Origin of the sequence: Methylobacterium ajmalii, assembly GCF_036448855.1 — a bacterium.
In the GTDB taxonomy this organism is placed as follows: Bacteria; Pseudomonadota; Alphaproteobacteria; order Rhizobiales; family Beijerinckiaceae; genus Methylobacterium; species Methylobacterium ajmalii.
The window spans coordinates 220,449-244,550 of sequence record NZ_JAZFXT010000021.1; the positions used below are offsets into that span (position 1 = coordinate 220,449).

The window sequence follows — 24,102 nt, forward strand, 5'->3', positions numbered from 1 at the left end:
CAGGATCTGCTGAAATCGAGTAGAGTATTTGTTCCGCACCAGACCTCGTCATGAGGTTTCGAAGCCTGCGTGATTCACGACGACGTAATCGCGGGGGGTATTTCCCATCCAACCCTCCACCCCAGAGTGAGGCGGAGGGTTGGATGGTGTATGGCGCTCGGTCAGACGGACTTTCAGAGCCGCGCCCGCACCTCCTCGACGACCCGCTCCGGGGTGAGGCCGAAATGGCGGGCGAGGTCGGCCTCCGCGCCCGAGGCGCCGAAGCCGCTCATGCCGACGAAGCCGCCATCCTCGCCGAGGTAGCGGTCCCAGCCGAGGCGTACCGCCGCCTCGACGCCGACCCGGACGGTCCCGGGCCCCAGAACCTCGCGGCGATAGGCGGCGTCCTGGCGCTCGAACAGCTCCCAGGACGGCATCGACACCACCGCCGTCGGGATGCCCTCTTCCTCCAGCCGCCGGCGCGCCTCGACGGCGAGCGCCACCTCCGAGCCGGTGGCGAGGAGCGTGACGCGGCGGGGGCCGGTGGCCTCCTCCAGCACGTAGGCGCCGCGGGCCGAGCGGTTCTCGCCCGAGCCGTCGCGCCGAACGGCCGGCAGGGCCTGGCGGGCGAAGATCAGCGAGGATGGGCCGGTGCGGGTGTCGAGGGCGATCTCCCAGCTCTCGGCCGCCTCGACGGCGTCGGCCGGGCGCAGCACCAGCATGTTGGGAATGGCGCGGAGCGAGGCCAGGTACTCAACCGGCTGGTGGGTCGGGCCGTTGCGGCCGATGCCGACCGAATCGTGGCTGAATACGAACGGCACCGGCAGCCCCATCATGGCGGCGAGCCGCAACACCGGGCGCAGGTAATCCGAGAAGACCAGGTAGGTGACGCCGACCGGCACCACGCCGCCATGGGCGGCCATGCCGTTCATCATCGCCCCCATGGCGTGCTCGCGGATGCCGTAGTGGACGTAGCGTCCGCCCTGGTCTTCGGCCGTGAAGGCCTTGAGCTTGCGCTTGTGCTGGGTCGCGCCCTCGAGGTCCGGCGCGCCGGAGAGAAGTTCGGGAATGGCGTCGGCGAGGCGGTCGACCAGCTCGCCCGAGAGCGCGATGCCGGATTGCGCCCTGCCCGACCGGGCCGCCTCGTCGCGGAAGGCCCGCAACGGCGCCTCCCAGCCCTCCGGCAGCTTGCCCTCGCGCAGGCGGTCGAGCAGGCGGCGGCGCTCCGGAGGCAGGGCGGCGACGCGGCGGGTCCAGGAGTCGAATTCGGGGGCGTTGCGCTCGCCGGCCTCGCGCCAGGCGGCGCGGATCTCGTCCGGGATCTCGAAGGCGGGGTGCGGCCAGTTCAGGGCCTTGCGGGCGGCCTCGCTCAAGCTTGCCGGGATGCGGGCGGAGTGGGCGGCCCGCGTGCCCTCGACACCGGGCAGGCCGCGGCCGATCACCGTGGTGCAGCGGATCATCGAGGGGCGCGGGTCGGCCTTGGCGAGCAGCAGCGCCGCCGAGACCGCCTCGATGTCGTGGCCGTCGACCTCCTGGACGTGCCAGTGGCTGAGGCGGAAGCGCGCCGCCATGTCGTCGCTCAGCGCGAGCTCGATCGCGCCGTCGTCGGTCATCTGGTTGTCGTCCCAGAGGAAGGTGAGCTTCCCGAGCCGCAGGTGGCCGGCGAGCGAGATCACCTCCTGGCCGACGCCCTCCTGCAGGCAGCCGTCGCCGACGAGCGCATAGGTGCGGTGGTCGATGATGTCCGGCCCGAGCCAGCGGTTGAGATAGGCCTCGGCCAGCGCCATGCCGGCGGCGTTGGCGATGCCCTGGCCGAGCGGGCCGGTGGTGGTCTCGATGCCGTGGGCGGGGGCGTATTCCGGGTGGCCCTCGCAGGGCGAGCCGAGTTCGCGGAAGCGCTTGATGTCGTCAAGCCCGATCCCCGCATAGCCCGAGAGGTGGAGCAGCGAGTAGAGCAGCATCGACCCGTGACCGTTCGACTCGACGAAGCGGTCGCGGTCGAACCACAGGGGCTCGCGGGCGAGGAACTTGAGGTGGCGGGTGAAGAGCGCCGTTACCGTGTCGGCGGCGCCCAGCGGCGTGCCCGGATGCCCCTCGCCCACCCGCTCGATGGCGTCGATGGACAGGAAGCGGATCGCATCCGCGAGCGCGCGCGGCTCGGTGCCGGTCATCTTGGGGTCCCTCCCGGGGATTGTCGGGTGCTCTTGAGGCACGATCACCCAACAATCGCCCGGGGCGGAACTCAAACGAGTTTTATCCGCGCCGAGATGAGCGGGATTCATCTCCCGCTCGATCCCGCGTCAAGCGGCGATCAGCCCGCCCATCCGGGCGACCCGACCGAGATGGTGGTCGGCATCGCCGAAGAGCTGGTCGATCATCGTCACGCGCTTGAAGTAGTGGCCGACGCTGTACTCCATGGTGACGCCGACGCCGCCATGGAGCTGCACCGCGCCCTGACCGACGATGCGGCCGGAGCGGCCGATCTGCACCTTGGCGCCGGCGACGGCGCGGGCGCGCTCCTCCGCGTCGTCCTCGCCCGCCATCATGGTGGCGAGGAAGGCCATCGAGCGGGCCTGTTCGAGCGCGATGAACATCTCGGCGGCCCGATGCTGGAGCACCTGGAACGACCCGATCGTCACCCCGAACTGCTTGCGGGTCTTGAGGTACTCGACCGTCAGGTTGTGCATCCGGTCCATGGCGCCGACCGCCTCGGCGCAGAGCGCGGCGATCGCCTCGTCGGTGACCCGCTCGATGACGGGGAGCGCGCCCGCCGGATCGCCGATCGCCGCGTCCGCCCCGACGCGGACCGAGGACAGCGAGACTTCCGCCGCCCGCAAGCCGTCCTGGGTCGGGTAGCCGCGGCGCGACACGCCCTCGGCATTGGCCTCGACCAGGAACAGGCCGATGCCGTCGCGGTCGCGCCGCGAGCCCGCGGTCCGGGCGGAGACGATCAGCCGGTCGGCGCTGTCGCCGTGCAGGACGAGCGACTTCTCGCCCTCCAGCACCCACCCGTCGCCGTCGCGGCGCGCGGTGACGCCGACGTCGTTCAGGTCGTAGCGGGCCTGGCGCTCGCTATGCGCGAAGGCGTAGCGGGTCTCGCCGGCGATGAGGCCCGGCAGCCATTCGGCCCGCTGCTCCGGGCTCGCGGCATGACGCAGCGCGCCGCCGGCGAGCACGACCGTCGCCAGGTAGGGCTCCAGCGCCAGCGCGCCGCCGAACGCCTCCATGACGATCATGGTCTCGACCGGCCCGCCGCCGATGCCGCCATCCTCCTCGGAGAACGGCACCGCGAGCAGGCCCTGCTCGGCGTAAGCCGCCCACATCGCCTTGGTGAAGCCCTCGGGCTCACGGCCGTAGCGCTTGCGGGATTCGAAGTCGTAGCGGTCAGCGAGAAGTCGCTCGACGCTGTCCTTGAGGAGGCGCTGCTCCTCGCTCAGATCGAAATCCATCGGGTCGTTTCCGTTCTCGCCGGTTTTGAAGCGCGGCTTTGTTCGATTCGTCCCGATCGCAACCTCATCCTGAGGTGCGACCGAGGGGAGCCTCGAAGGAGGGCTCCGGATGTCTCGGTGGTCGCTGGAGCCCTCCTTCGAGGTCAGTCCATCTGCGATGGACCGACACCTCAGGATGAGGTCGAGGGTGGGAGGGATCGGGTTGTTCTGCTGCCCGGCCCTCACCTGTCCTCAGAGCCCCAAGATCGCTTTTGCGATGATGTTCTTCTGGATCTCGTTCGAGCCGCCGTAGATCGAGATCTTGCGCCAGTTGAAGTAGGTCGGCGCGGCAGGCCCGGCCCAGTCGGGGCCGACCGGGGGCTCGTTGCTCAGGTGCTCGTCGCCCTCGTCCTCGGCCGCGTAAGGCAGGGCGTAGGGGCCGACCACTTCGAGCAGCAGCTCGGTCGTCGCCTGCTGGATCTCAGAGCCCTTGATCTTGAGGATCGAGGAGGCCGGGTCGGGCTTGCCCTTCTCGCGAGTGCGCTCGGCGGCGACCACCCGCAGCTGCGTCATCTCCAGCGCCTTGAGCTCGATCTCGAGCGCCGCCAGCTTCTCGCGGAAGCGCGGGTTCTCCAGGATCGGGGTGTCGCCGACCCGCTCGATCGCCGCCAGCTCCTTCAGGCGCCGGATGCGCTGCTTCGAGACGCCGACCCGGGCGATGTTGGTGCGCTCGTTGCCGAGCAGGAACTTGGCATAGTCCCAGCCCTTGTTCTCCTGGCCGACCAGGTTCTCGACCGGCACCTTCACGTCGTCGAAGAAGACCTCGTTGACCTCGTGGCCGCCGTCGATGGTCTGGATCGGCCGTACGGTGATGCCCGGCGTCTTCATGTCGATGAGGAGGAAGCTGATGCCCTCCTGCTTCTTCACGGTGGCGTCGGTGCGCACCAGGCAGAAGATCCAGTCGGCGTACTGGCCGAGCGTGGTCCAGGTCTTCTGGCCGTTGACGATGTAGTGGTCGCCCTCGCGCACCGCCTTGGTCTTGAGCGAGGCGAGATCGGAGCCCGAGCCCGGCTCCGAGAAGCCCTGGCACCACCAGTCGTCGATGTTGGCGATGCGCGGCAGGAAGTGCTTCTTCTGCGCCTCGTTGCCGAACTGGGCGATCACCGGCCCGACCATGTAGACGCCGAACTGCAGCGGCGACGGGGCCGGGAAGCTCTGCAGCTCGTCGAGGAAGATGTACTGGCGCACCGGATCCCAGCCGGTGCCGCCCCACTCGACAGGCCAGTTCGGCACCGCCCAGCCCTTCTTGTTGAGGATTTTTTGCCAGGTGACGATGTCGTCCTTCGACGGATGACGCCCGTCGATCATCTTCTGGCGGATCTCCTGCGGGAGATTCTCTTGGAAGAAGGTGCGGACTTCCTGGCGGAAGGCGCGCTCCTCGGGGGTGAAGCGAAGGTCCATGGGGTGCCTCCTGGATGGCTTAATGTCTTGAATTGGGTCGGCGCGACGCCTGAGCCCTCCCCCCTCTGCGGGGAAATGGATGGCGCGGGTTTCCCCTCTCCCCGCCCGCGGGGAGAGGAGAGGACCCGCACCCTTCTTTTCCCCGGACAACCCTGCGGCAGGAGGGGGGAGGGCTGAACGACGCTACAGGTCCTTGAAGCCCTTGCCCTCGGCGGCAAGCCGCTCCAGCAACGCCGACGGCTTGAAGTCCTCGCCGTATTCGGCCTCGTAGGCGCGCAGGCGCTCCAGCACCTTCGGCAGGCCGATCGTGTCGGCCCAGAACATCGGGCCGCCGCGATAGACCGGCCAGCCGTAACCGTTGATCCACACGATATCGATGTCGGAGGCCCGGATCGCCTTGCCCTCCTCGAGGATCTTCGCGCCCTCGTTGATCATCGGGTAGAGGGTACGCTCCAGGATCTCCTGGTCGGTCGCGTCGCGCCGCTTCACGCCCTGGCGCTCGGCGACCTTGGCGATGATCTCCTCGGTGACCTTGGAGGGCGTCGCCTTGCGCTTGGCGTCGTAGTCGTAGAAGCCGGCGCTCGTCTTCTGGCCGCGACGGTCCTGCTCGCAGAGGAGGTCGCGCACGCTCTCCGACTTGTTGGTCTCCCGGCTCCAGCCGATGTCGAGGCCGGCGAGGTCGCTCATCGTGAACGGGCCCATCGGCAGGCCGAACTCGTAGACCACCCGGTCGACGTCCCAGGGGGTGACGCCCTCGAGGATCAGACGGTTGGCCTCGCGCTGGCGCTGGGCCAGCATCCGGTTGCCGACGAAGCCGTGGCAGACGCCGACCAGCACCGGGATCTTGCCGACCTTGCGGCCGATCTGCATCGCGGTCGCGATGACGTCCTTGGCGGTCTTCTCGCCGCGCACGACTTCCAGCAGGCGCATGACGTTGGCCGGCGAGAAGAAGTGCATGCCGATCACGTCGGCCGGCCGGCTGGTCATCGCCGCGATGGCGTCGATGTCGAGGTAGGAGGTGTTGGAGGCCAGGATCGCGCCGGGCTTGGCAATTTGATCGAGTTTGGAGAAGATCTCCTTCTTGATCCCCATATCCTCGAACACGGCCTCGATGATGAGGTCGCACTCGGCGAGCTTTTCCAGCTCCAGGGTGTCGGTGAGGAGGCCCATCCGGGTCTCGACGTCCTCGGGCTTCAGCCGGCCCTTCTTGGCGGTGTTCTCGTAGTTGGTGCGGATGGTCTTGAGGCCGCGGTCGAGCGCGTCGCGCTTCGTCTCGACGATCGTCACCGGGATGCCGGCGTTCAGGAAGTTCATCGAGATGCCGCCGCCCATCGTGCCGGCGCCGATCACGCCGACGCGGGCGATCGGGCGGGCGGGCGTGTCGTCCGGCACGTCCGGGATCTTGGCCGCCTGGCGCTCGGCGAAGAAGACGTAGCGCTGCGCCGCCGACTGGGTGCCTGAGACGAGCTTCTGGAACTCCGCGCGCTCGAAGGCCAGCCCCTCGTCGAAGGGCAGCCGGCAGGCGGCCTCGATGCAGGCGATGCAGGCTTCCGGCGCCTCGAAGCCGCGGGTCTTGCGGGCATTCTCCTCGCGGAACGCCGCAAACAGGCCGGGATCGTCGCGCCCCTCGGCGATCTTGTCGTCGCGGTCGCGGATCTTCAGGAGCGGCCGGCCTTCGGCCACCACCCGCTCGGCGAAGGCGACCGCGTGGGCGCGAAGCGAATCCTCCGGCGCCAGTTCGTCGATGAGCCCCATCGCGGCGGCCGCCTTGGCGCCGATCGGCGAGCCGCCGACGATGACGTCGAGGGCCTTGCGCGGCCCCACCACCCGCGGCAGGCGCTGGGTGCCCCCCGCACCCGGCAGGATGCCGAGCTTGACCTCCGGCAGGCCGACCTTGGCCGAGGGCACCGCCACCCGGTAGTGGCAGGCGAGCGCGGTCTCGAGCCCGCCGCCGAGCGCGTTGCCGTGGATCGCGGCGACGACCGGCTTGGTCGACGCCTCGATGCGGTTGAGGAGGTCGGGCAAGCTGATTCCGCTCTGCGGCTTGCCGAACTCGGTGATGTCGGCCCCGGCCGAGAACATCCGGCCGCCGCCGATCAGCACGATCGCCTTGACGGCGGCATCGGCCTCCGCGGCCTCGACCGCCGCCAGGATGCCCTGGCGGAGCGCGGTGCCGAGCGCGTTGACCGGGCCGGATTGCAGCGTCAGCACCGCGACCGCGCCCTCGCGGGCGGTCGACACGACGTTGTCGTTCGCGTTCACGTCTTGAGCCATCTTCGGCTTCGTCCCTCTGCCGGTCTCCTCCGGGCACCTCTTGGCGGGCGCCGTCACGAGCCGGAATGTGGCAGGATCAGTAGATCTCGAACAGGCCCGCGGCGCCCATGCCGCCGCCGACGCACATCGTCACCACGCCGTACTTGGCGCCCCGGCGGCGGCCTTCCAGCAGGATGTGCCCGGTCATGCGGGCGCCCGACATGCCGTAGGGGTGGCCGATCGAGATCGCGCCGCCGTTGACGTTGAGACGCTCGTCCGGGATGCCGAGCGTGTCGCGGCAGTAGAGCACCTGGCTGGCGAAGGCCTCGTTCAGTTCCCACAGGTCGATGTCCTCGACCCTGAGCCCGTGCTGCTTGAGGAGCTTGGGCACCGCGAAGACCGGGCCGATGCCCATCTCGTCCGGGTTGCAGCCGGCCACCGCCATGCCGCGATAGGCGCCGAGCGGCGTCAGGCCGCGGCGCTCGGCCTCGCGGGCCTCCATCAGCACGACCGCCGCCGCGCCGTCGGAGAGCTGGCTGGCGTTGCCGGCGGTGATGAACCGGCCCTCCTTGATCCGCAGGCCGTCCTTGAACACGGGTTTGAGACCCTGGAGATCCTCGAGCTTGGTCTGGGGCCGGTTGCCCTCGTCCTGGGAGAGCGTCACGTCCTTGTGCGAGACCGCGCCGCTTGCCTTGTCGACCACCGCCATGCGGGCTTCCATCGGCACGATCTCGTCGGCGAACTTGTTCTCGGCCTGCGCCCTGGCGGTGCGCTGCTGCGATTGCAGCGCGTAGGCGTCCTGGGCCTCGCGGCCGATACCATACCGCGCCGCGACGTTCTCGGCGGTCTCGATCATCGTCATGTAGATCGCCGGAACGTGCTCGACGAGCCACGGGTCCTGGCCGCGGAAGCGGTTGACCTTGTCGTTCTGGACGAGCGAGATCGATTCGAGGCCGCCGCCCACCGCGACGGCGAGCCCGTCGGTAATGATCTCCTTGGCGGCCGTCGCGATCGCCATCAGGCCCGAGGCGCATTGCCGGTCGAGGCTCATGCCCGCCACCGTCTCGGGCAGGCCCGCCCTGAGGGCGGCCTGGCGGGCGACGTTGCCGCCGGTCGAGCCCTGCTGGAGCGCGGCACCCATCACCACGTCGCCGATCTCGGCCGGGTCGATGCCGGCGCGCTTCACCGCATGCGCGATGGCGTGGCCGCCGAGCGCCTGCGCTTGCGTGTCGTTGAACGCGCCCCGGTAGGCCTTGCCGATGGGGGTGCGCGCGGTGGCGACGATGACGGCTTCCCGCATCTCGGTTCCTCCGATCATCCCGGTGCCTCTCTTCACGGCGGCCCGGGGTTCTGCCTCATTATCGGGGATTGGGTATGGTGCCGCAAGGGCCCCGAAACCGGGACCTGAACGAGGGACAAGTCCCCCGGCCATCCCTCCCCACGGCCGCGTTTTCGAAAACACGGCTTGCTTAATCGTCATACGGGGCTAAGGTCGGCGCAAAAGCAAGGCCTGTTTTGGCAAAGGCCCACCCGGGAGGACGCTCCATGCAGACGCCGCTCTTCGATCTGACCGGCCGCGTCGCCGTCGTCACCGGCTCGTCGCGCGGCATCGGCCGGGCCATCGCCGAGCGCCTTGCCGAGCACGGGGCCAAGGTGGTGATTTCCTCGCGCAAAGCGGAGGCCTGCGCGCCGGTGGCCGAGGCGATCAACGCCCGCCACGGCGAGGAGCGGGCCGTCGTGATCCCCGCCAGCATCTCGTCGAAGGCCGATCTCGAGCGGCTGGCCAAGGGGACCGAGGACCGCTTCGGCCGCATCGACACGGTCGTCTGCAACGCCGCCTCGAACCCGTATTACGGGCCGATGAGCGGCATCTCGGACGACCAGTTCCGCAAGATCCTCGACAACAACGTGATCGCCAGCCACTGGCTGATCGGGTTCTGCGCGCCCGGCATGATCGCCCGCAAGGACGGGTCGATCATCCTGGTCTCGTCGGTGGGGGGCCTGAAAGGCTCGGGCGTGATCGGCGCCTACAACGTCTCGAAGGCGGCCGACTTCCAGCTCGCGCGCAACCTCGCGGTCGAGCTCGGGCCCCACAACATCCGGGTCAACTGCATCGCGCCGGGACTGATCCAGACCGATTTCGCCCGCGCCCTGTGGGAGGACCCGACGTCGCGGGCCGCCTACACGGCGCGCACGCCGCTCGCCCGCATCGGCCAGCCCGACGAGATCGCCGGGGCGGCGGTCTTCCTCGCGAGCCCGGCCGGCGCCTTCATGACCGGCCAGAGCATCGTGATCGACGGAGGCCAGACCATCACCTGAGCGCTCCGTCCCTCCCGCATCGCCCGAGAATCCACCGATCACGAGCCCGCCGATGACCGAGCCGCACATGACCGCGCCGCTCTGGCCCGCCCTTTCCTTCGCCGAGGCGACCGCCCGGCTGACCGCGCCCGGTTCCCCCTTCGCCGTCGCCGAGACCCCGATCCGCGGCGTGCCGACCCGGATCTGGGCCAACGCGCCGCTGACCCTGCGCGACGTCTTCGTCGCCGGGCGGGCGCACGGCGAAAAAACCTTCCTGGTCTACGAGGACGAGCGCGCGACCTTCGAGGCGTTCGGCCGCGCCACCCTGGCGCTCGCCGCCGACCTGATCCGCGGCGGCGTCCGGCCCGGCGACCGGGTGGCGGTGGCGATGCGCAACCTGCCGGAATGGCCGGTGGCGTTCTTCGCCGCGATCCTGGCCGGCGCGGTCGTCACGCCGCTCAACGCCTGGTGGACGGGTCCCGAACTCGATCACGGCTTCCTGGATTCCGGCGCCGGCGTCGCCATCGTCGACGAGGAGCGCTGGGCCCGCATCGCGGAGCGCCGCGCCGCCTACCCGGCGCTCACGCGGGTCCTCCTCGCCCGCGCGCCCGCCGCGCCCGGCACCGAGAGCCTGTCCGACATCATCGGCTCGGTCGCCGACTGGGCCGGACTGCCGGAGGGAAGCCTGCCGGAGGTCGCGGTCGGCCCCGAGGACGTCGCCACCCTGTTCTACACCTCCGGCACCACCGGCCGCTCGAAGGGCGCGATCGGCACCCACCGGGCCGGCGCCTGCGGGGTGATGGCGCATCCGTTCTCGGCCGCGCGCGCCTTCCTGCGCCGGGGCGAGCCGGTGCCGGTGCCCGACCCGGCCGCGCCCCAGAGGGCCGCCCTGCTGTCGATCCCGCTCTTTCACGTCACCGGCTGCTTCGCCACCCTGGTGCCGAACCTCTATCGCGGCGGGCGCCTGGTGATGATGCGGCGCTGGGACCTCGCCCGCGCCCTGGCGCTGATCGAGCGCGAGCGCTGCACCAGTGCCGGCGGCGTGCCGACGATCGCGTTCCAGCTCCTCGACGGCATGGCGGCCGGAACCCACGACCTCTCCTCCCTGGAGACGATCAGCTACGGCGGCGCCCCGGCCCCGGCCGAGCTGGTCCGGCGCCTGCGCGCCTCCTTCCCGAACGCGCAGCCCGCCACGGGCTGGGGCATGACCGAGACCTCCGGCACCTTCACGCACCACCAGGGCGAGGATTACGTCCACCGCCCCGACAGCTGCGGCCCGCCGCTGCCGGTCTGCGAGACGCGCGCCGTGGACCCTGAGGGCCGCACCCTGCCCCCCGGCGAGGTCGGCGAATTATGGGTCAAGGGCCCCAACGTAGTGGCGGGCTACTGGAACCGCCCCGACGCCGATGCCGAGGTGATGCGTGAGGGCTGGCTGCGCACCGGCGACCTGGCGCGGATCGACGCGGAGGGCTTCGTCACCATCGTCGACCGGGCCAAGGACATGCTGATCCGCGGCGGCGAGAACATCTATTGCGGCGAGGTCGAGAGCGTCCTCTACGAGCATCCGGCGGTGGTCGACGCCGCCCTCGTCGGCATCCCGCATCCGACGCTGGGCGAGGAGCCCGGCGCCGTGGTGGCGATCGCCCGCGGTGCGCAGACGAGCGAGGAGGAGCTGCGCGCCTTCGTGGCCGCCCGCCTCGCCTCGTTCAAGGTACCGGTCCGCGTCCTGCTGCACGAGGAGATCCTGCCGCGCAACCCGAACGGCAAGATCCTGAAGAGCGAGCTGAAGAAGCTGTTCTGAACGGACACTCGCTGTCCGGATCGCGATAGTTCCCATCCCCCCAACCTCCCCCCGAGGCCGGGGATGGGGCGCGGTCGCCGAAGCCGGGCGAGCAGGTCCTCGATCTCGCGAACGTGGCCGCGCGGCCACCGCCGAGCGATCGACCGGCTGTGGGAGGGACAGGTGACGATCCCGGCCCGGCGGGATCGGCCATCCTTCGGGGCGCTCCGGGGCCACGCCCGCTTCGCGCCGAATCCAGGCGCTCGGGTGGACAGTGGATCGGGTGGAGGGCCTCGCCCCGAAACGTCCGAGCGTCTGGATCCCGTCTGCCGGCGCGACCGCGGCTGTCGAGCGTCTCGCCCGTCCCTGGGCCCGCCTCACGCGGACGCGCAGCATCACCGCGCGCCTTTCTGCGTTTAGCATGTATTCTAGCTTCGCCATCTGCGATGAGCCGCATCCGTTTACTGTTAGATGCTGGCTGTGCCACGTCCTATCCTTCACCGTTCAATAAGATTCGCGGCGCATCGTGCCGGGCAAGTCCCCGAGAGGCCGACGCCGTGCCCTTCCTGCAATCCCGCCAAGCCGCACTCCTCGCGGCGGTCGACCGATCCCAGGGCCGGATCGAGTTCGATCCCACCGGCACGATCCGGGACGCGAATGCCTGTTTCCTGGTCCTCACCGGCTACTCGCTGGCCGAGCTCCGCGGCCGTCACCACAGCCTGCTGATGCCGCCCGACGAGCGCGAGAGGCCGGACTACGCCGCGTTCTGGGACGGGTTGCGGCAGGGCCGGTTCGAGACCCGCGAGTTCCGCCGCATCGCCAAGGACGGCCGGTCGATCTGGATCCAGGCGTCCTACAACCCGGTACTCGATCGCCGCGGCCGCGTCGTCCGGGTGGTGAAGCTCGCCTCCGACATCACCGCCCGCAAGGAGCGCGACGCCTACCTGGCCGGGCAGGTCGCAGCCCTCGACCGATCGCAGGCGGTGATCCACTTCACGCCCGCGGGCGTAATCACCGAGGCCAATGCCGGCTTCCTCGCCACCATGGGCTATGCCCGCGACGAGGTAGTGGGGCAGCACCACCGCCTGTTCGTCCCCGAGGCGCAGCGCGACGACCCGGCCTACCTCGCGTTCTGGCGGGCGCTGGCCGAGGGCCGCCACCAGGCCGGGGAGTTCCGCCGCGTCGGCAGGGACGGACGGGAGGTCTGGATCTTCGGCGCCTACAACCCCGTGCTCGGCCTCGACGGCAAGCCCTGCGCGGTGGTGAAGTTCGCCACCGACATCACCCGCGAGGTCCGGGACCGCGAACGCCTGGCCGCCGGCCAGCGGGCGATCGAGTCCGACATCGCCGCGGTCACGCTCGCGGTCACCGACGTGTCCGACTAGGCCCGCGCCAGCGCCGAGCAGACGGTCCGGGCCGCCGACAGCGTCGAGGCGGTGGCCGCCGGTGCCGGCGAGTTCTCGGCCTCCGTCGCCGCGCTCGGCCGTCACGCCGAGGAGGCTCGCGCCGCCTCGGAGGTCGCGCTGCGCCAGGCCCGGGACGCCGGCTCCATCGTCAACGGGCTGGCCGAGGCAGCCGGGCGGATCGGCGAGGTGGTGTCGCTGATCCGCGCCATCGCCGACCAGACCAACCTGCTCGCCCTCAACGCCACCATCGAGGCGGCCCGGGCCGGCGAGGCCGGAAGGGGATTCGCGGTCGTGGCCGCCGAGGTGAAGGAGCTCGCCGGGCAGACCGCCAAGGCGACCCACGAGATCGGCACGCAGATCGCGGCCGTGCAGGGCGCCACCGCGTCGGCGGTGTCGGCGATGGACGCCATCGCGGCGGCGATCGGCCAGGTCAGCGCCATCTCGGTCGGCGTCGCCTCCGCCGTCGCGCTGCAGGCCGGCGCGACCCGCGACATGTCGGCCAGCATGCAGGGCGCCGCCGAGGGCGTCGCCGCGGTACGCCGGACGGTGGAGCGGATCAGCGGCTCGGCCGAGTCGGTGGACGTCACGGTGCGCAAGATCGCACAGGCCGCACGGGCGCTGCTGTGACCCGGATGCTGGCTCGCGCGGGCGCGAGCCCGCGCGACGGCAGGCCGCCCGGGTGCGTGCCCGTCAGGCGCTGAGCCCGAGCAGCACCACGAGGGCGATGCCGAGGGCGAGGCAGGAGCCTGCGGCGAGCAGCACGGGCATCGGACGACCTCCGGGACAGCGGCGATGCGCCAAGGGGCTAGCGCTGGAGCGAGGGCTAGCGCCGGAGTGCGGCCTCTCCGTGACGATGCGGCAGCGCGGTCCGGACGATCCCGCCACCGCCGCCGACTCGCTCCGACAGGCATGTTCCGGTAGTATGGCTCCTGCGACAGACAGGGAGAGCCATGCATCTTGTTGTGACGGCCCATACTGCGGATGGGCATCTTTCCTACCAGCGGACCTCGCCGCAGGCGGCCCTGGACAAGGCCGACGAACTCGCGGCGGACGGTCACGAGTGGGTCGTGATCACCGACATCACCGGCCGCGACTACGAGCCCGGCGAGTTCGACAGCCTGTTCGTCAACCCGGGCAGCTGAAGCGCGCCGCCCGGCCGGTGTCCGCTGGCGTCGGAGATTCTTTCACGCCCGCGCGCCCGCTCTGGATCGGGCGCCGGCCTCGCCTTGTTTCAGGCGCCGACCTGAGTTCAGGCGCCGACCTGGAGCAAGCCGGCCGCAGCGGACGGAGCCGACGGCTGCGAGCGCTTGGGGAACGGGATGATCAGGCAACTCGGCTCGGTCGCCTCGGCGTCGCGGCTGCGGCCGGTCCGCCGGATCGCGGCGGCGATCGCCACCATCGCGCGGGGAGAGTAGCCGCGACGACGCAGCCAGGCCGGGATCGAGGAGGAGCTTCGCTTCGACATGGTCGGATGAGCCGCTGCAGGTTTGTGACGGCTCAAGTTCAAACACGGATGCCGGATGCGGGATACGTCGCTGCGTCCCGATCTCTTGCCTGAGAATCTCAAGCCGCGAACCGCGCCCTTGAAGCCGCGGTATCGCAGCGCGACATTGTCAGACCGCACTTGAGAAAGGACACGGCACCCGTCGCGACGCCGTCCTGGGCCCGCGCCATCCGGCGACCGGGCGTCCCGCCCGCCGGATCGGCGTCGCCCGGATCGCCTCAGCGTCCGGCCTGCTTGCGCGCCGCCAGTTCCGCCGCCTTGCCCGCTGCCGCGTAGAGGTTGAGGCGCGAATAGACCCCGAAGGCCGAGCCGTCGTCGAGGAAGCCGCCGCCCGGCCCCTGCGTCTCGGTCAGGATGGCGTTCGCCTCCGCCAGGGACAGGGACGGGAAGGCCGCGGTCAGGAGGTGGCCCGCCTCGGGTGCGAGCTTGGCCACGTCCTCGACCGTGCCGGCGGTCTCGGCATGGACCACCGGCAGGCCGTAGGTCTGGGTCGTCTCGTAGAAGGCGGCGTTGGCGGTGGCGTCCCGGAACCGGCCGGTATCGGCCTGCGCACAGGTCGCCAGCGCGTCGCCGCAGACCTCCTTGAGCACCCGGCCGAGGTCGGAGCGGGCGGCCTCCAGGGCGGCGCGGTAATCGGTGATCGCGACCGCGTCGTTGGTGGCCCGGCTCATCTCGCCGATCACCGCCGGATTCTTGCGGATCTGGCCGACATAGGCCGGATCGTTGGCGAGCAGGTGGGCGACCGCGTGGAGCGCCACCGTGCGCCCGCCGAGCACGTCCATGGCGTAATGCGCGCCGACGACGACGCGGTTGTTGCCGTACTCGGCCGCCCGCACGATCATCTGCTGGTAGCGCTCGGGGACGAGGAGCGCGAGGACCAGAGCCTCGGTGTAGCCATAGGTGGTGTGGCCGCTCGGATAGGACGGGCTGTCGGTCAGGTTCTGGCTCGGCCCATGCAGCCAGTCCAGGCTGTGCGACGCTTGCCCGAAATAGTCGGCCCCGCGATAGGCGGTGAGCCGCGCCAGGGTCTGGAACGGGCGGGAATTGCCGTAGGCGTCGGCGCCCTTGGCGCCGGCCGGCCGCTCGTAGGCCTTGCCGAACACGTCCGCGACGCCGCCGCGCGCGGCGAGGATCGCCGCGGCCGCCTCCGACACCGGCGCTTTGCCGTCGGTGGTGCCGTTGGCGAAGAAGTATTTTCCGGAGTTCGAATCCGACTTGGTGATGTTGTTGGTGTAGCCGATCAGGTCGGCGACCGACTGGGTCACGTTGCCGAAGGTCTTGTAGTCGGTGTAGCGCGCCCGCTCCTGGTAGATCGTACCGAGCCGGCTGCCGAGCCCGTCGGCGAGCTCGGTGGCGTTGCCGTCGGTGATGAAGCAGTCGCGCAGAGCGAGCTGCCGCTGCTCGTCGAAGGGCATCAGGTAGGGCTGCTGCCCGGCGCCCGACTGGATGTCGCCGGTCACCCTCAGGTTGGCGGCGAGCGCCGCCCGCCCCGCCTCGGTCCGCGGCAGCGCGCTCACGGTGGCGAGCCCCTTCAGGGCGGTGAGGTTCGTCGCGGTCTGCGCTTCCGCCGGAAGCGGCAGCAGCAGGCAAGCGAGGGCCGCACCGCGAACCGCCGCACCGTGAATCGTCGCCCTGCGCATGATGTCGGCCTCCCGCCGCGTGGCTCGATGGCGCCGCCGCGAGACGGGGCCGCCCGCCTCCTGTTGGGCGCGGTGGCCGCCTCCTGTCCAGCCCGGACCGCGACCTTTCATGTCGCGACGGGTCGGGCGGTGGGCATCGCAGGTCGAAAGCGGATCCGGCCCTTCGCCGCTCTGCGCCGCTCTGCGCCGCTCTGCGCCGCCGGCGTCAGGCGGCCCGCTCGACCCGGTTCCGTCCGGCCGCCTTGGCGGCGTAGAGCGCCGCGTCGGCCTGGGCGAGCAACGCCTCCAGGGAAGGCGGACGGTCCGCGTCGGCGACCGCGAGGCCCAGGCTCACGCTCATCCCGGACAGGGGCGGGACGGATCCGCCCGCGCCGTCCTCGGCCGGCACGGACAGCGCCGCCACCCGCAGGCGGAGGCGCTCCGCGGCGAGCCAGGCCTCGCTCGCCCCGGCCGCCGGCAGCAGCACGGCGAATTCCTCGCCGCCGAGCCGTCCCAGGATCGCGCCCTCGCGCAGGCCCGCCTGCAGCCCGGCGGCGACCGCCGCCAGTACCCGGTCCCCCTGCGCGTGGCCGAAGCGGTCGTTGATCTGCTTGAAGTGGTCGATGTCGATCATCAGCACCGCCGCCGGCCGCCCCGCGGCGGCGAGGTCGGCCAGGATCGCGCCGGCCCGCTCGAAAAACGCTCCGCGCCGCAGGACGCCCGTGAGGTGATCGTGCCGGGCCAGGTGGTCGAGCCGGCGCAGCAGATCGTTGCGGGCGCCGTTGACGATGGCCACCGCCATCGGCCCGAGCGCCACCAGGGCGATGCCGAGCCGGGCCGACATCACCGAGTTGATGTAGAGGAAGTTGCTGTCCGGCAGCCGCAGCAGGCCCACCGCGATGGCGAAGAGCTGCACGACGCTGATCGATGCCGTCAGCACCAGCGTCGGAAAGACCGGATACCGCAGGGCGCACCAGATCAGGGCCGGGACGGGCAGCGCCAGCACCCCCGGCCCCCCGAGGACGACCGCGCAGGCCAGCGACAGCGCGAGGGCGGCCACCGGCAGGAGGTCCTCGCGCCGGCACTGGGGCCCGGCGCGCAGCCGCTCGAGAAGGAGGTGCAGGGGCCGCCGCGGCGCCGCGAGGAACGGCGGCAGCAGGATGATCGCTACGGCGAGCTGGCCGTTGAACCAGTCGAGCAGGCTGGCGACGAACCCGCGCCCGAACACCACCGCGCCGGCGGCACCCCCGATCAGGGCCTCGGCCGCGGCGCTGGCAAGGCAAACGACCAGCACCGACGGCATGGCCCGGGGCTGGTCGAGGCGGTGCGCGCCGGCCGCCAGGACGCGGCCGGCGACCAGGTAGCCGGTCCCGACGCCCGCCAGGTTGGCAAGGGCGAGCCACACGGTCGGGAGCCAGGCGGTGCCGACGGCGAGATCCGCCGCCAGATAGGCCGCGAGGGCGCCGAGCCACGCCGCCGGGGTGGCGCGGCCGGGATGGCGCAGCAGCATGCCGAGCAGCACGGCGTTGGCCGGCCAGAACAGGGCGAGCGGCCCCAGCATCCGGGTCGCCAGGACGGCGAACAGGGCGCAGGGCAGCACGATCGCCCCGGCCCAGGCGAAATCCCGCACGGCCCGCCCCGCCGGCGACGCACCCGGCCCGGATCGGCGGAGGAAGGGAGCGGGCAAAGGGGTCATGACGGCCTGCGAACGCGCCTCGCGACGCGGCGGGGCATGCCGCATCGCCGGTCCCGCGTGGTGCCCGGGGACCGTTCCGTGGCTTCCGTTACCACGACGGCCACCCGAAGGGAGAGTGCCGCGACCGTTCCCACACCGGATGCCGGCCCTTGCCGCACGCGGTATCGCCGCACCGCCTCGTCCGGCCTCCGCGCCGGCATGCTTAGGCAAAAATTAACCGTGATGCCGCAAGCAAGGGTGGGAAAAAAGTGCTCGATTCATGGCCCTGCGCATCGACCTCAAACCGCACGAGCGGCTGATCATCGGCGATGTCTCGATCCGCAACGGCGGTCGTCGCGCCTCGCTGACCTTCGAGACGAAGGCGAAGTTTTTGCGTGAGAAGGACATCTTGACGGAAAGCCAGGCCAGGACGGCCTGCGAGAAGCTGTACGTGATCCTCCAGGCGATCTACCTCACCGACAAGGATATCCTGATCGAGAACGAATTTGTACAGCACGCGAACGAAATCATGACCAGCGTGCCGTCGATGGGGCTGTACATCGCCGACATCCATAAAAAGATCGAAGATGGCGATTACTATTTGGCTCTCAAGGCCGGGCAGGATCTCATCACTTACGAAAAATACTTGACGAATCTGGTCGAGTGACGCGAGGCCGGTCGCGCGGCGCCGGACCTCCTCTCGTCACGCCGCATCGCGACGGCGATTCTCGCCTCGGATGTCCCCATGCGCCGCCGCGCGTGGGTCGGCGGCCGGGGCCGCTCGCGTGCGCGCCACTCGATGCCCCGGCGCGCCGCGCGTCTCCCCCATCGCCCTGAGCGAGGGGTCCCGGCCGGACGGCACGCGGACCGCGCTCCGCGGCGCCGAGGGCACCGGCGGCACGATCCTGCCCTACCGCCCGATGGCATCGGCGAGCCGGCCCGTTCCGCGACAGGGCGGCGGGGCTCGGGGATGCCGCGATCGCAGATCGCCGTTTCGATCCGCCCCCCCCCGGGACGGCGCGGTCGCTCTCCCGGCATCCATGCCCTCTCCTCCGGACGACGGCCGCTCGACCGGGCGGCCTAAGACGTGATGCCTAGGAAGACCGGGGTAGGCCGGCGGAGATCGTCGGCCGCGAGCGTCTCGTCCCAGCGGGAAAAGAGTAAACGCCAAGACCGAACGGGGCTGTCTGCGCTGCGCCCGCCTCCGTTTTTCGTGGGCGGATTGTGAATAAGTGGTGCGAAGGCCGCTGGTCCGCACGACCGTCCGGCGACCAGTTCGCGGCCCGTAGTTTGGTAAAGACCTAGACATGATCATGCGCGCGAGCGCTTCGGGCCGCGCCGAAGTGTATCGACGAGGCCGTCGACATCAATATCCGCATTTTTAGTACAATAAAATTCATCGAAAACAATTCTTAATACAGTAAATGATCCAAAAAATCATGTTTTATCTTGGTATAAATAATATATATAATCGATTGATGTTTTGCAAAACCACCAACCGAGACGTTGTTTTCCGATGTGAAGAATTCGATCCGGCAGGATCGAGACGTGGTGATCGTCGTCATGTCGTTTGCTCCCATCCGCCCCGGTCGATGCAATCCGGGGTAATCCCGGAACACATGGTTGTCGTCGATGACGCTGCCGAGATCCGCATCAGGCGCTGTTCCGGAGGCCCATGGTACGGCCGCGGCGGGGCAAAGAGAACGTTTTATTAATCATTAACGCCGTACAACACGGCAACTGGCTTGACGAAGTGGAAATCGACCCATGCCTGTGACGCTTTCTGCGGGTATCCGCGACACCCTGGTGACCATTCAGCAGACCGTTGCCGACGCGACCATCGCCCAGAATCGGCTGGCGACCGGCAAGAAGGTCAACTCCGCCCTCGACAACCCGCTCAACTATTTCGCTGCCGCCGGCCTCGACCAGCGGGCCAGCGACCTGTCCGGTCTGCAGGACAACATGCAGCAGACCGTGCGCACCATTGCGGCCGCGAGCGCCGGCATCGACGGCATGACCAAGCTGTTCCAGACCGCCCAGGGCCTGGCGAACGCCGCCGCCGCCGAGAGCGATCCGACCCGCCGCAACACCCTGACCACCCAGTTCAACACCATCCTCTCCCAGGTCGACGAGTTGATGAAGAACTCGGGCTACGGCGGCACCAACCTGCTCAACGGCGACAAGCTGAACGTCTCGTTCGACCCGAAGTCGACCACCTCGACCCTGTCGATCCAGACGAATGCCGGCTCGATGGGCACCGGCGCCCTGACCTCGAGCAACCTCGGCGTGCCGACGTCCGCCGCGGGCGCGTGGACCAACGCGACGACGGTGGCCGGCGGCACCTCGGCGACGAGCAACACGGTCGGCGACGCGGCGATCGCCGCCAAGCTGACCCAGCTGAGCACCGCGATCGGTACGCTGCGGACGGAGTCCAGCGGCCTCGGCTCGACGCAGGCGATCATGGCGGCGCGCCAGGCCTTCACGACCTCGATGGTCAACACGCTGAAGAGTGGCTCGGGCGACCTGACCCTGGCCGACCTGAACGAGGAAGGCGCCAAGCTGAGCTCGCTCAACACCCGCGGCCAGCTCGCCCAGACCGCCCTGTCGCTCGCCACCCAGCGCGACCAGCAGGTCCTCCAGCTTCTGAAGTAAGCCCCGTCCGGCCGCCATCCGCGGCCCGGCGACGATTCCCGCACCAGCCTCACGCGACCTTCCGCGGTCGGCCAGCCTTCGAGCTCTACGATGCTGCATCTTGCTCGGCCGTTACAGGACCAGGACCTGCAGGGCCACCACGAGCGCGCCCTCGCCGTGCGCGCGGAGGGGGATCCGACGGTTCCCGACAAGGCGTGGGGGCACGACCGCATCTTCGTCTCGATCGCGGCCTTCCGCGATCCGGAATGCCAGAGGACGATCGCCGACCTCTTCGCCAAGGCCGACCGGCCGGAGCGCGTCACGGTCGGGCTCGTCCGGCAGATGGACCCCGTCGAGGACGTCGAGCACCTGGCCGGCCCCGAGATTCCGGTTGATCGCGTGCGCGAGCTGCGCTTCGATTGGCGGGAGAGCCGGGGCGTGTGCTGGGCGCGCTTCCTGGCCCAGAGCTTGTGGCGCGGCGAGGCGTACTTCCTCCAGATCGACGCGCACATGATCTTCGCGAAGGGCTGGGACACGGCGCTCGTCGACGAATTGCGGCGCTGCCCCAACGACAAGTCGCTGCTCTCGTTCGCCTCGCCGCCCTACCTGTCGCCGGGCGACGTGCTGTCGGACCTGTATCCCGGCCTCCTGTCCACCGGACCCTTCCACGATTGCGGCGGCATCCGCTTCACCGGCGTGTGGCCGACCGAGCCCGTCGAGGAGCAGTTCCGCATGCCGTTCCTCCTGGCGGGGGGCGTGTTCGGGCCGGGCGAGATGATCCGGGACGTGCCCTACGATCCCTACCAGTGCTTCGCCCTGGAGGAAGCCTCCTACGCCGTGCGCCTCTTCACGCATGGCTGGGACGTGTATTCCGTCACCGAACGCACGATGTGGCATCAGTACCGTCAGAACAACACGCTCAAGCGCAAGACCAACTACGACGCCGCCCACGAGGCGCGCACGATGGACATGACCCGGCGCGCCTACATGCGCTTCGACCACATGACCCGGCACGGGCGCTCGACCCATCCGAGGGACACGGCGGACCTCGACATGTTCGGCCTCGGCGAGGCCCGCACCCTCGCCTCGTACGAGGATTTCTCCGGGGTCGATTTCCGCAACAAGCAAGTCAGCGAATACGCGCTGCGGGCGCGCTACATCCCGAACATCAGCGAAGTCGTCAAGTTCAGCGTCGCCTGCCTCGATTCGGCCTCGCATGCGCCGCCGGCCATGATGAGCGAGACGGAACGCCTGCTGCGGATCGCGATGCGGGAGTGGTCCATCGAGCAGCTGTCGGACGAGATGGTCGGCGTGATGCTGGCGATCGCGAAGTCGGATCTCGCCGACGTCTTCCAGATGCGCAAGGGGGCCGAGATCTTCGCGCGCCGGGATGCGCTGAAGCACGACTTCATGAACTGGGACCATGCGGCTCTCGTCTCGGAACTCGCCCGCCTCGTCGCCTCGGTCGAGCGCGTCAACGCGGCGGCCGAAGTGCCCGATACCCGCCAGGCGCCCCCGCAGGCCCTGAGCGCCTGAGACGACCTCCGCCTTTCGAGCTTCCAGGATACCGGCGATGCAGCTCCTCCACACCAAACCCGCGTCGGGTGAAGATTGCTTCGCCCGCGTCGGCGGGGTCAACTACCTCGAGATCTTGAAGGCGATCCACCGCAACCTGCGGCCGGCGACGTATCTCGAGGTCGGGACCTTCACGGGCAACACGCTGCGGCTGTCGCATTGCCCGACGATCGCCGTCGACCCGGAATTCCGGATCACCGGCGGGCTTCCCGCCGAATGCCAGGTGCTCCACCTCTTCCAGAAGACCAGCGACGCCTTCTTCAAGGACCACGATCCCACGGCGATCTTCGGTGCGCCGATCGACCTGGCGTTCCTCGACGGCATGCATCGGTTCGAGTTCCTCCTGCGCGACCTGATCCACACCGAGGCTCACTGCCGGCCCAACTCGGTCGTCGTCCTGCACGACTGCCTGCCGGGGGACGCGCACATCACCGCCCGGAGCATGAACGACCCGCGACGGGCCCAGTCGCGCAATCCCGATTTCTGGGCGGGCGACGTCTGGAAGCTCCTGCCGATCCTGCGGCGCTACCGGCCGGACATCCGCGCCCTCGTGACCGATGCCGCCCCGACCGGGCTGGTGTTCCTCACCAACCTGAACCCGGCGTCCACCGTCCTGCAGCAGCACTACTTCGACATCGTCGCGGAGTGGCTGGCCGTGGATCTCGCCGATTACGGCGTCGCGCGCCTCATCGACGAAGCCGAGCCTGTGGCCGCGCGCCAGCTGGTTTCGCCGGAATTCTGTGCCAACCGTTTCTGGCTCTGATCCGTCCTCCCTTCGCGCCATCCCGGGTCCACTCTGTCAGGCAGCTTCGGAGCGCCTCATGTCCCTCGCCCACGCCGCCGCCGCTTCCGCGCGGGATGCCTCCCCGTCGGACGAGTCGTACGGCATCGCCGAGCCGCAACTCGCCCGGCCGGTGCTCTCGATCGTCCTGCCGACCTACAAGCGGACGGATCTCCTCGACCGGTTCTTCAAGCACCACGTCAAGATGCTGGACCAGATCGGATTCAGCTATGAGATCCTCGTCGTCGACGATGCGTCTCCGGACAACACCCAGGATATCGTCGCGTCGTGGGCGGAGACCTGCCCGCACATCCGGTCGATCCGTCACGCGGCGAATGTCGGCTTCCGGCCGAACTACCTCTCGTGCCTGCGCGAGGCGAAGGGCCACTTCACGGCTTACGTCGGCAACGACGACCTGCTGATCGGCGAGACCCTGCGCCAGCACATCCTGCGGATGGCACAAGACCCCGACATCGTCATGGTGCAGGCTCCGTGGTTCCTGCTCGACGAGTACAGCGACAACAAGATATCCGGTCGTTCGTACGAAATCGACAGCGAGATGCGCTTCTATCGCGGCGAGCACGGGCGCTGCCTCGACTTCGTTCTCGACCGACACGTCTTCCCCGAGTGGTACATCATTCGGACGAACGCGGTCGCGGACATCGCCGGTCCCTACGACCGGACGACCTATCATTTCTTCTCGCAGCTCTCGAACGCGCTCGAGATCGGCGACGTCGTGTTCGCCCCCGAGCCGTACGCGATCGTGACGGCGGTCTCCCGCGGGCACGACACCCATGTCGGCAACGTGGAGACTTTGTTCGGCTGGGACGAGTACCGGGGGGGGATCGAGCATCTCGCGGCCGCCGCCCGGCGCCACGACCCGTCGTGGATCCAGGGGCAGCCCGATCTGCTCAAGCGGATCCAGCACTTCACCAACGTCCGGATGGAGGTCGCGCTGAACCTGCATCTGTATTCGGGCAACAAGAACTGGCTGCACGCCTGGCACCTGAAGTGCCGCCTCGAAGCCTATGGGATCACGCCGCTGGCGCCGTCGGTGTGCGCGGAGTTGAGCTCGCTCGCGGCCATGGAGGCCTGCGTGCTGGAACTCGTCCGCACCGGACACCGCTCGATCGTGGTGAGCGAGCGCTGCTTCTCGATCTTCCGGGAGGTCATCAAGGTCGAGCCGGACGTCACGCTTCTTTGCCAGGGCGACACGCGCGAGGCGGAGGCGACCGCCTACATCGCCTTCGGCGACGCCCCCGACTTCCCCTGCAAGGCCGTCATCGACCTCGCCGCCGCCATGCGGCGCTATCAAGCCTGATATACGCCAGAAACGACCTCGTCCGGAATCGCATAGAAACCGTCCGAGGGCATGAAAATGCTTTTTTAACTATAAATGGTGGGTCGATCTTAACGTTCTGAGGCTAGGGTATCAGTTAGCACGAAAATGTGCTCCTGGAATTCAAAAGGATAAACCATGCCTGTGACGCTTTCCGCGGGTATCCGTGATACCCTGGTGACCATCCAGCAGACCGTTGCCGAGTCCACCCTGGCGCAGACGCGCCTGGCCACCGGCAACAAGGTTAACACCGCCCTCGACAACCCCCTCTCCTTCTTCGCCGCTGCCAGCCTGAACCAGCGCGCCGACGACCTGTCCGGCCTGCAGGACAACATGCAGCAGGCCGTGCGCACCCTCACCGCCGCGAGCTCCG

The 24,102-nt window shown here is 69.5% G+C and carries 19 protein-coding genes; 11 read left to right on the forward strand and 8 right to left on the reverse strand.

Annotated features, from left to right (window positions below):
* Nucleotides 1-173 precede the first annotated feature (173 nt).
* The 5 genes from V3T34_RS08665 to V3T34_RS08685 form a co-directional block, all read right to left on the reverse strand.
* Complete coding sequence (locus V3T34_RS08665) at nt 174-2,150, reverse strand: transketolase family protein (RefSeq protein WP_305079495.1); 1,977 nt, start codon at nt 2,148-2,150, stop codon at nt 174-176.
* A 129-nt stretch (nt 2,151-2,279) separates the two neighbouring features.
* On the reverse strand, nt 2,280-3,428 hold the full coding sequence (locus tag V3T34_RS08670) for an acyl-CoA dehydrogenase family protein (RefSeq protein ID WP_331369145.1): 1,149 nt from the start codon (nt 3,426-3,428) through the stop codon (nt 2,280-2,282).
* 231 nt (nt 3,429-3,659) lie between these two features.
* Nucleotides 3,660-4,868 (reverse strand): pimeloyl-CoA dehydrogenase large subunit, encoded by a 1,209-nt coding sequence (pimC, locus tag V3T34_RS08675; protein ID WP_060850091.1) that lies wholly within the window; start codon nt 4,866-4,868, stop codon nt 3,660-3,662.
* Between the two features lie 183 nt (nt 4,869-5,051).
* Complete coding sequence (locus V3T34_RS08680; protein ID WP_305079493.1) at nt 5,052-7,142, reverse strand: 3-hydroxyacyl-CoA dehydrogenase NAD-binding domain-containing protein; 2,091 nt, start codon at nt 7,140-7,142, stop codon at nt 5,052-5,054.
* 76 nt (nt 7,143-7,218) lie between these two features.
* Nucleotides 7,219-8,421 carry an acetyl-CoA C-acyltransferase gene (locus V3T34_RS08685; RefSeq protein ID WP_305079499.1) on the reverse strand — a complete coding sequence of 401 codons (1,203 nt, stop codon included), beginning with the start codon at nt 8,419-8,421 and terminating at the stop codon, nt 7,219-7,221.
* A 245-nt stretch (nt 8,422-8,666) separates the two neighbouring features.
* On the opposite strand from V3T34_RS08685, the gene V3T34_RS08690 reads away from it, so the two are divergent.
* The 5 genes from V3T34_RS08690 to V3T34_RS08705 all read left to right on the forward strand — a co-directional run bounded on the left by V3T34_RS08690 (nt 8,667) and on the right by V3T34_RS08705 (nt 13,747).
* Entirely contained in the window at nt 8,667-9,440 is a 774-nt protein-coding gene (locus V3T34_RS08690; protein ID WP_305079492.1) for an SDR family oxidoreductase, read from the forward strand.
* Nucleotides 9,441-9,492: 52 nt separating this feature from the next.
* Nucleotides 9,493-11,220: a class I adenylate-forming enzyme family protein gene (locus tag V3T34_RS08695; RefSeq protein ID WP_305079491.1), complete on the forward strand. Its 1,728-nt coding sequence runs from the start codon at nt 9,493-9,495 to the stop codon at nt 11,218-11,220.
* A gap of 536 nt (nt 11,221-11,756) precedes the next feature.
* Nucleotides 11,757-12,584 carry a PAS domain-containing protein gene (locus V3T34_RS28645; RefSeq protein WP_442919483.1) on the forward strand — a complete coding sequence of 276 codons (828 nt, stop codon included), beginning with the start codon at nt 11,757-11,759 and terminating at the stop codon, nt 12,582-12,584.
* 51 nt (nt 12,585-12,635) lie between these two features.
* Complete coding sequence (locus V3T34_RS28650; protein WP_442919482.1) at nt 12,636-13,232, forward strand: methyl-accepting chemotaxis protein; 597 nt, start codon at nt 12,636-12,638, stop codon at nt 13,230-13,232.
* 323 nt (nt 13,233-13,555) lie between these two features.
* Nucleotides 13,556-13,747 carry a hypothetical protein gene (locus tag V3T34_RS08705; protein WP_139234979.1) on the forward strand — a complete coding sequence of 64 codons (192 nt, stop codon included), beginning with the start codon at nt 13,556-13,558 and terminating at the stop codon, nt 13,745-13,747.
* 107 nt (nt 13,748-13,854) lie between these two features.
* On the opposite strand, the gene V3T34_RS08710 is transcribed toward V3T34_RS08705, so the two are convergent.
* From V3T34_RS08710 to V3T34_RS08720, 3 genes are all read right to left on the reverse strand, one after another.
* The gene (locus tag V3T34_RS08710; protein WP_060850086.1) at nt 13,855-14,070 is read right to left on the reverse strand and encodes a hypothetical protein; all 216 of its coding nucleotides are present in this window, start codon (nt 14,068-14,070) and stop codon (nt 13,855-13,857) included.
* A 257-nt stretch (nt 14,071-14,327) separates the two neighbouring features.
* Nucleotides 14,328-15,749 (reverse strand): phosphatase PAP2 family protein, encoded by a 1,422-nt coding sequence (locus V3T34_RS08715; RefSeq protein ID WP_305079490.1) that lies wholly within the window; start codon nt 15,747-15,749, stop codon nt 14,328-14,330.
* Nucleotides 15,750-15,954: 205 nt separating this feature from the next.
* Nucleotides 15,955-17,358: a GGDEF domain-containing protein gene (locus tag V3T34_RS08720; protein WP_305079489.1), complete on the reverse strand. Its 1,404-nt coding sequence runs from the start codon at nt 17,356-17,358 to the stop codon at nt 15,955-15,957.
* Between the two features lie 325 nt (nt 17,359-17,683).
* On the opposite strand from V3T34_RS08720, the gene V3T34_RS08725 reads away from it, so the two are divergent.
* The 6 genes from V3T34_RS08725 to V3T34_RS08750 all read left to right on the forward strand — a co-directional run.
* A complete protein-coding gene (locus V3T34_RS08725) occupies nt 17,684-18,070 on the forward strand; it encodes a flagellar biosynthesis repressor FlbT (RefSeq protein ID WP_091887457.1) in 387 nt (128 codons plus the stop codon).
* A gap of 1,100 nt (nt 18,071-19,170) precedes the next feature.
* The gene (locus V3T34_RS08730) at nt 19,171-20,055 is read left to right on the forward strand and encodes a flagellin N-terminal helical domain-containing protein (protein WP_063920153.1); all 885 of its coding nucleotides are present in this window, start codon (nt 19,171-19,173) and stop codon (nt 20,053-20,055) included.
* Nucleotides 20,056-20,145: 90 nt separating this feature from the next.
* Complete coding sequence (locus V3T34_RS08735) at nt 20,146-21,570, forward strand: GlcNAc-transferase family protein (protein WP_305079488.1); 1,425 nt, start codon at nt 20,146-20,148, stop codon at nt 21,568-21,570.
* Between the two features lie 37 nt (nt 21,571-21,607).
* Nucleotides 21,608-22,372: a class I SAM-dependent methyltransferase gene (locus tag V3T34_RS08740; RefSeq protein ID WP_305079487.1), complete on the forward strand. Its 765-nt coding sequence runs from the start codon at nt 21,608-21,610 to the stop codon at nt 22,370-22,372.
* 58 nt (nt 22,373-22,430) lie between these two features.
* Nucleotides 22,431-23,711: a glycosyltransferase family 2 protein gene (locus tag V3T34_RS08745; protein WP_305079486.1), complete on the forward strand. Its 1,281-nt coding sequence runs from the start codon at nt 22,431-22,433 to the stop codon at nt 23,709-23,711.
* A 156-nt stretch (nt 23,712-23,867) separates the two neighbouring features.
* Nucleotides 23,868-24,102: flagellin N-terminal helical domain-containing protein (locus V3T34_RS08750; RefSeq protein ID WP_442919481.1), on the forward strand; the 235-nt coding region annotated here is incomplete at its 3' end.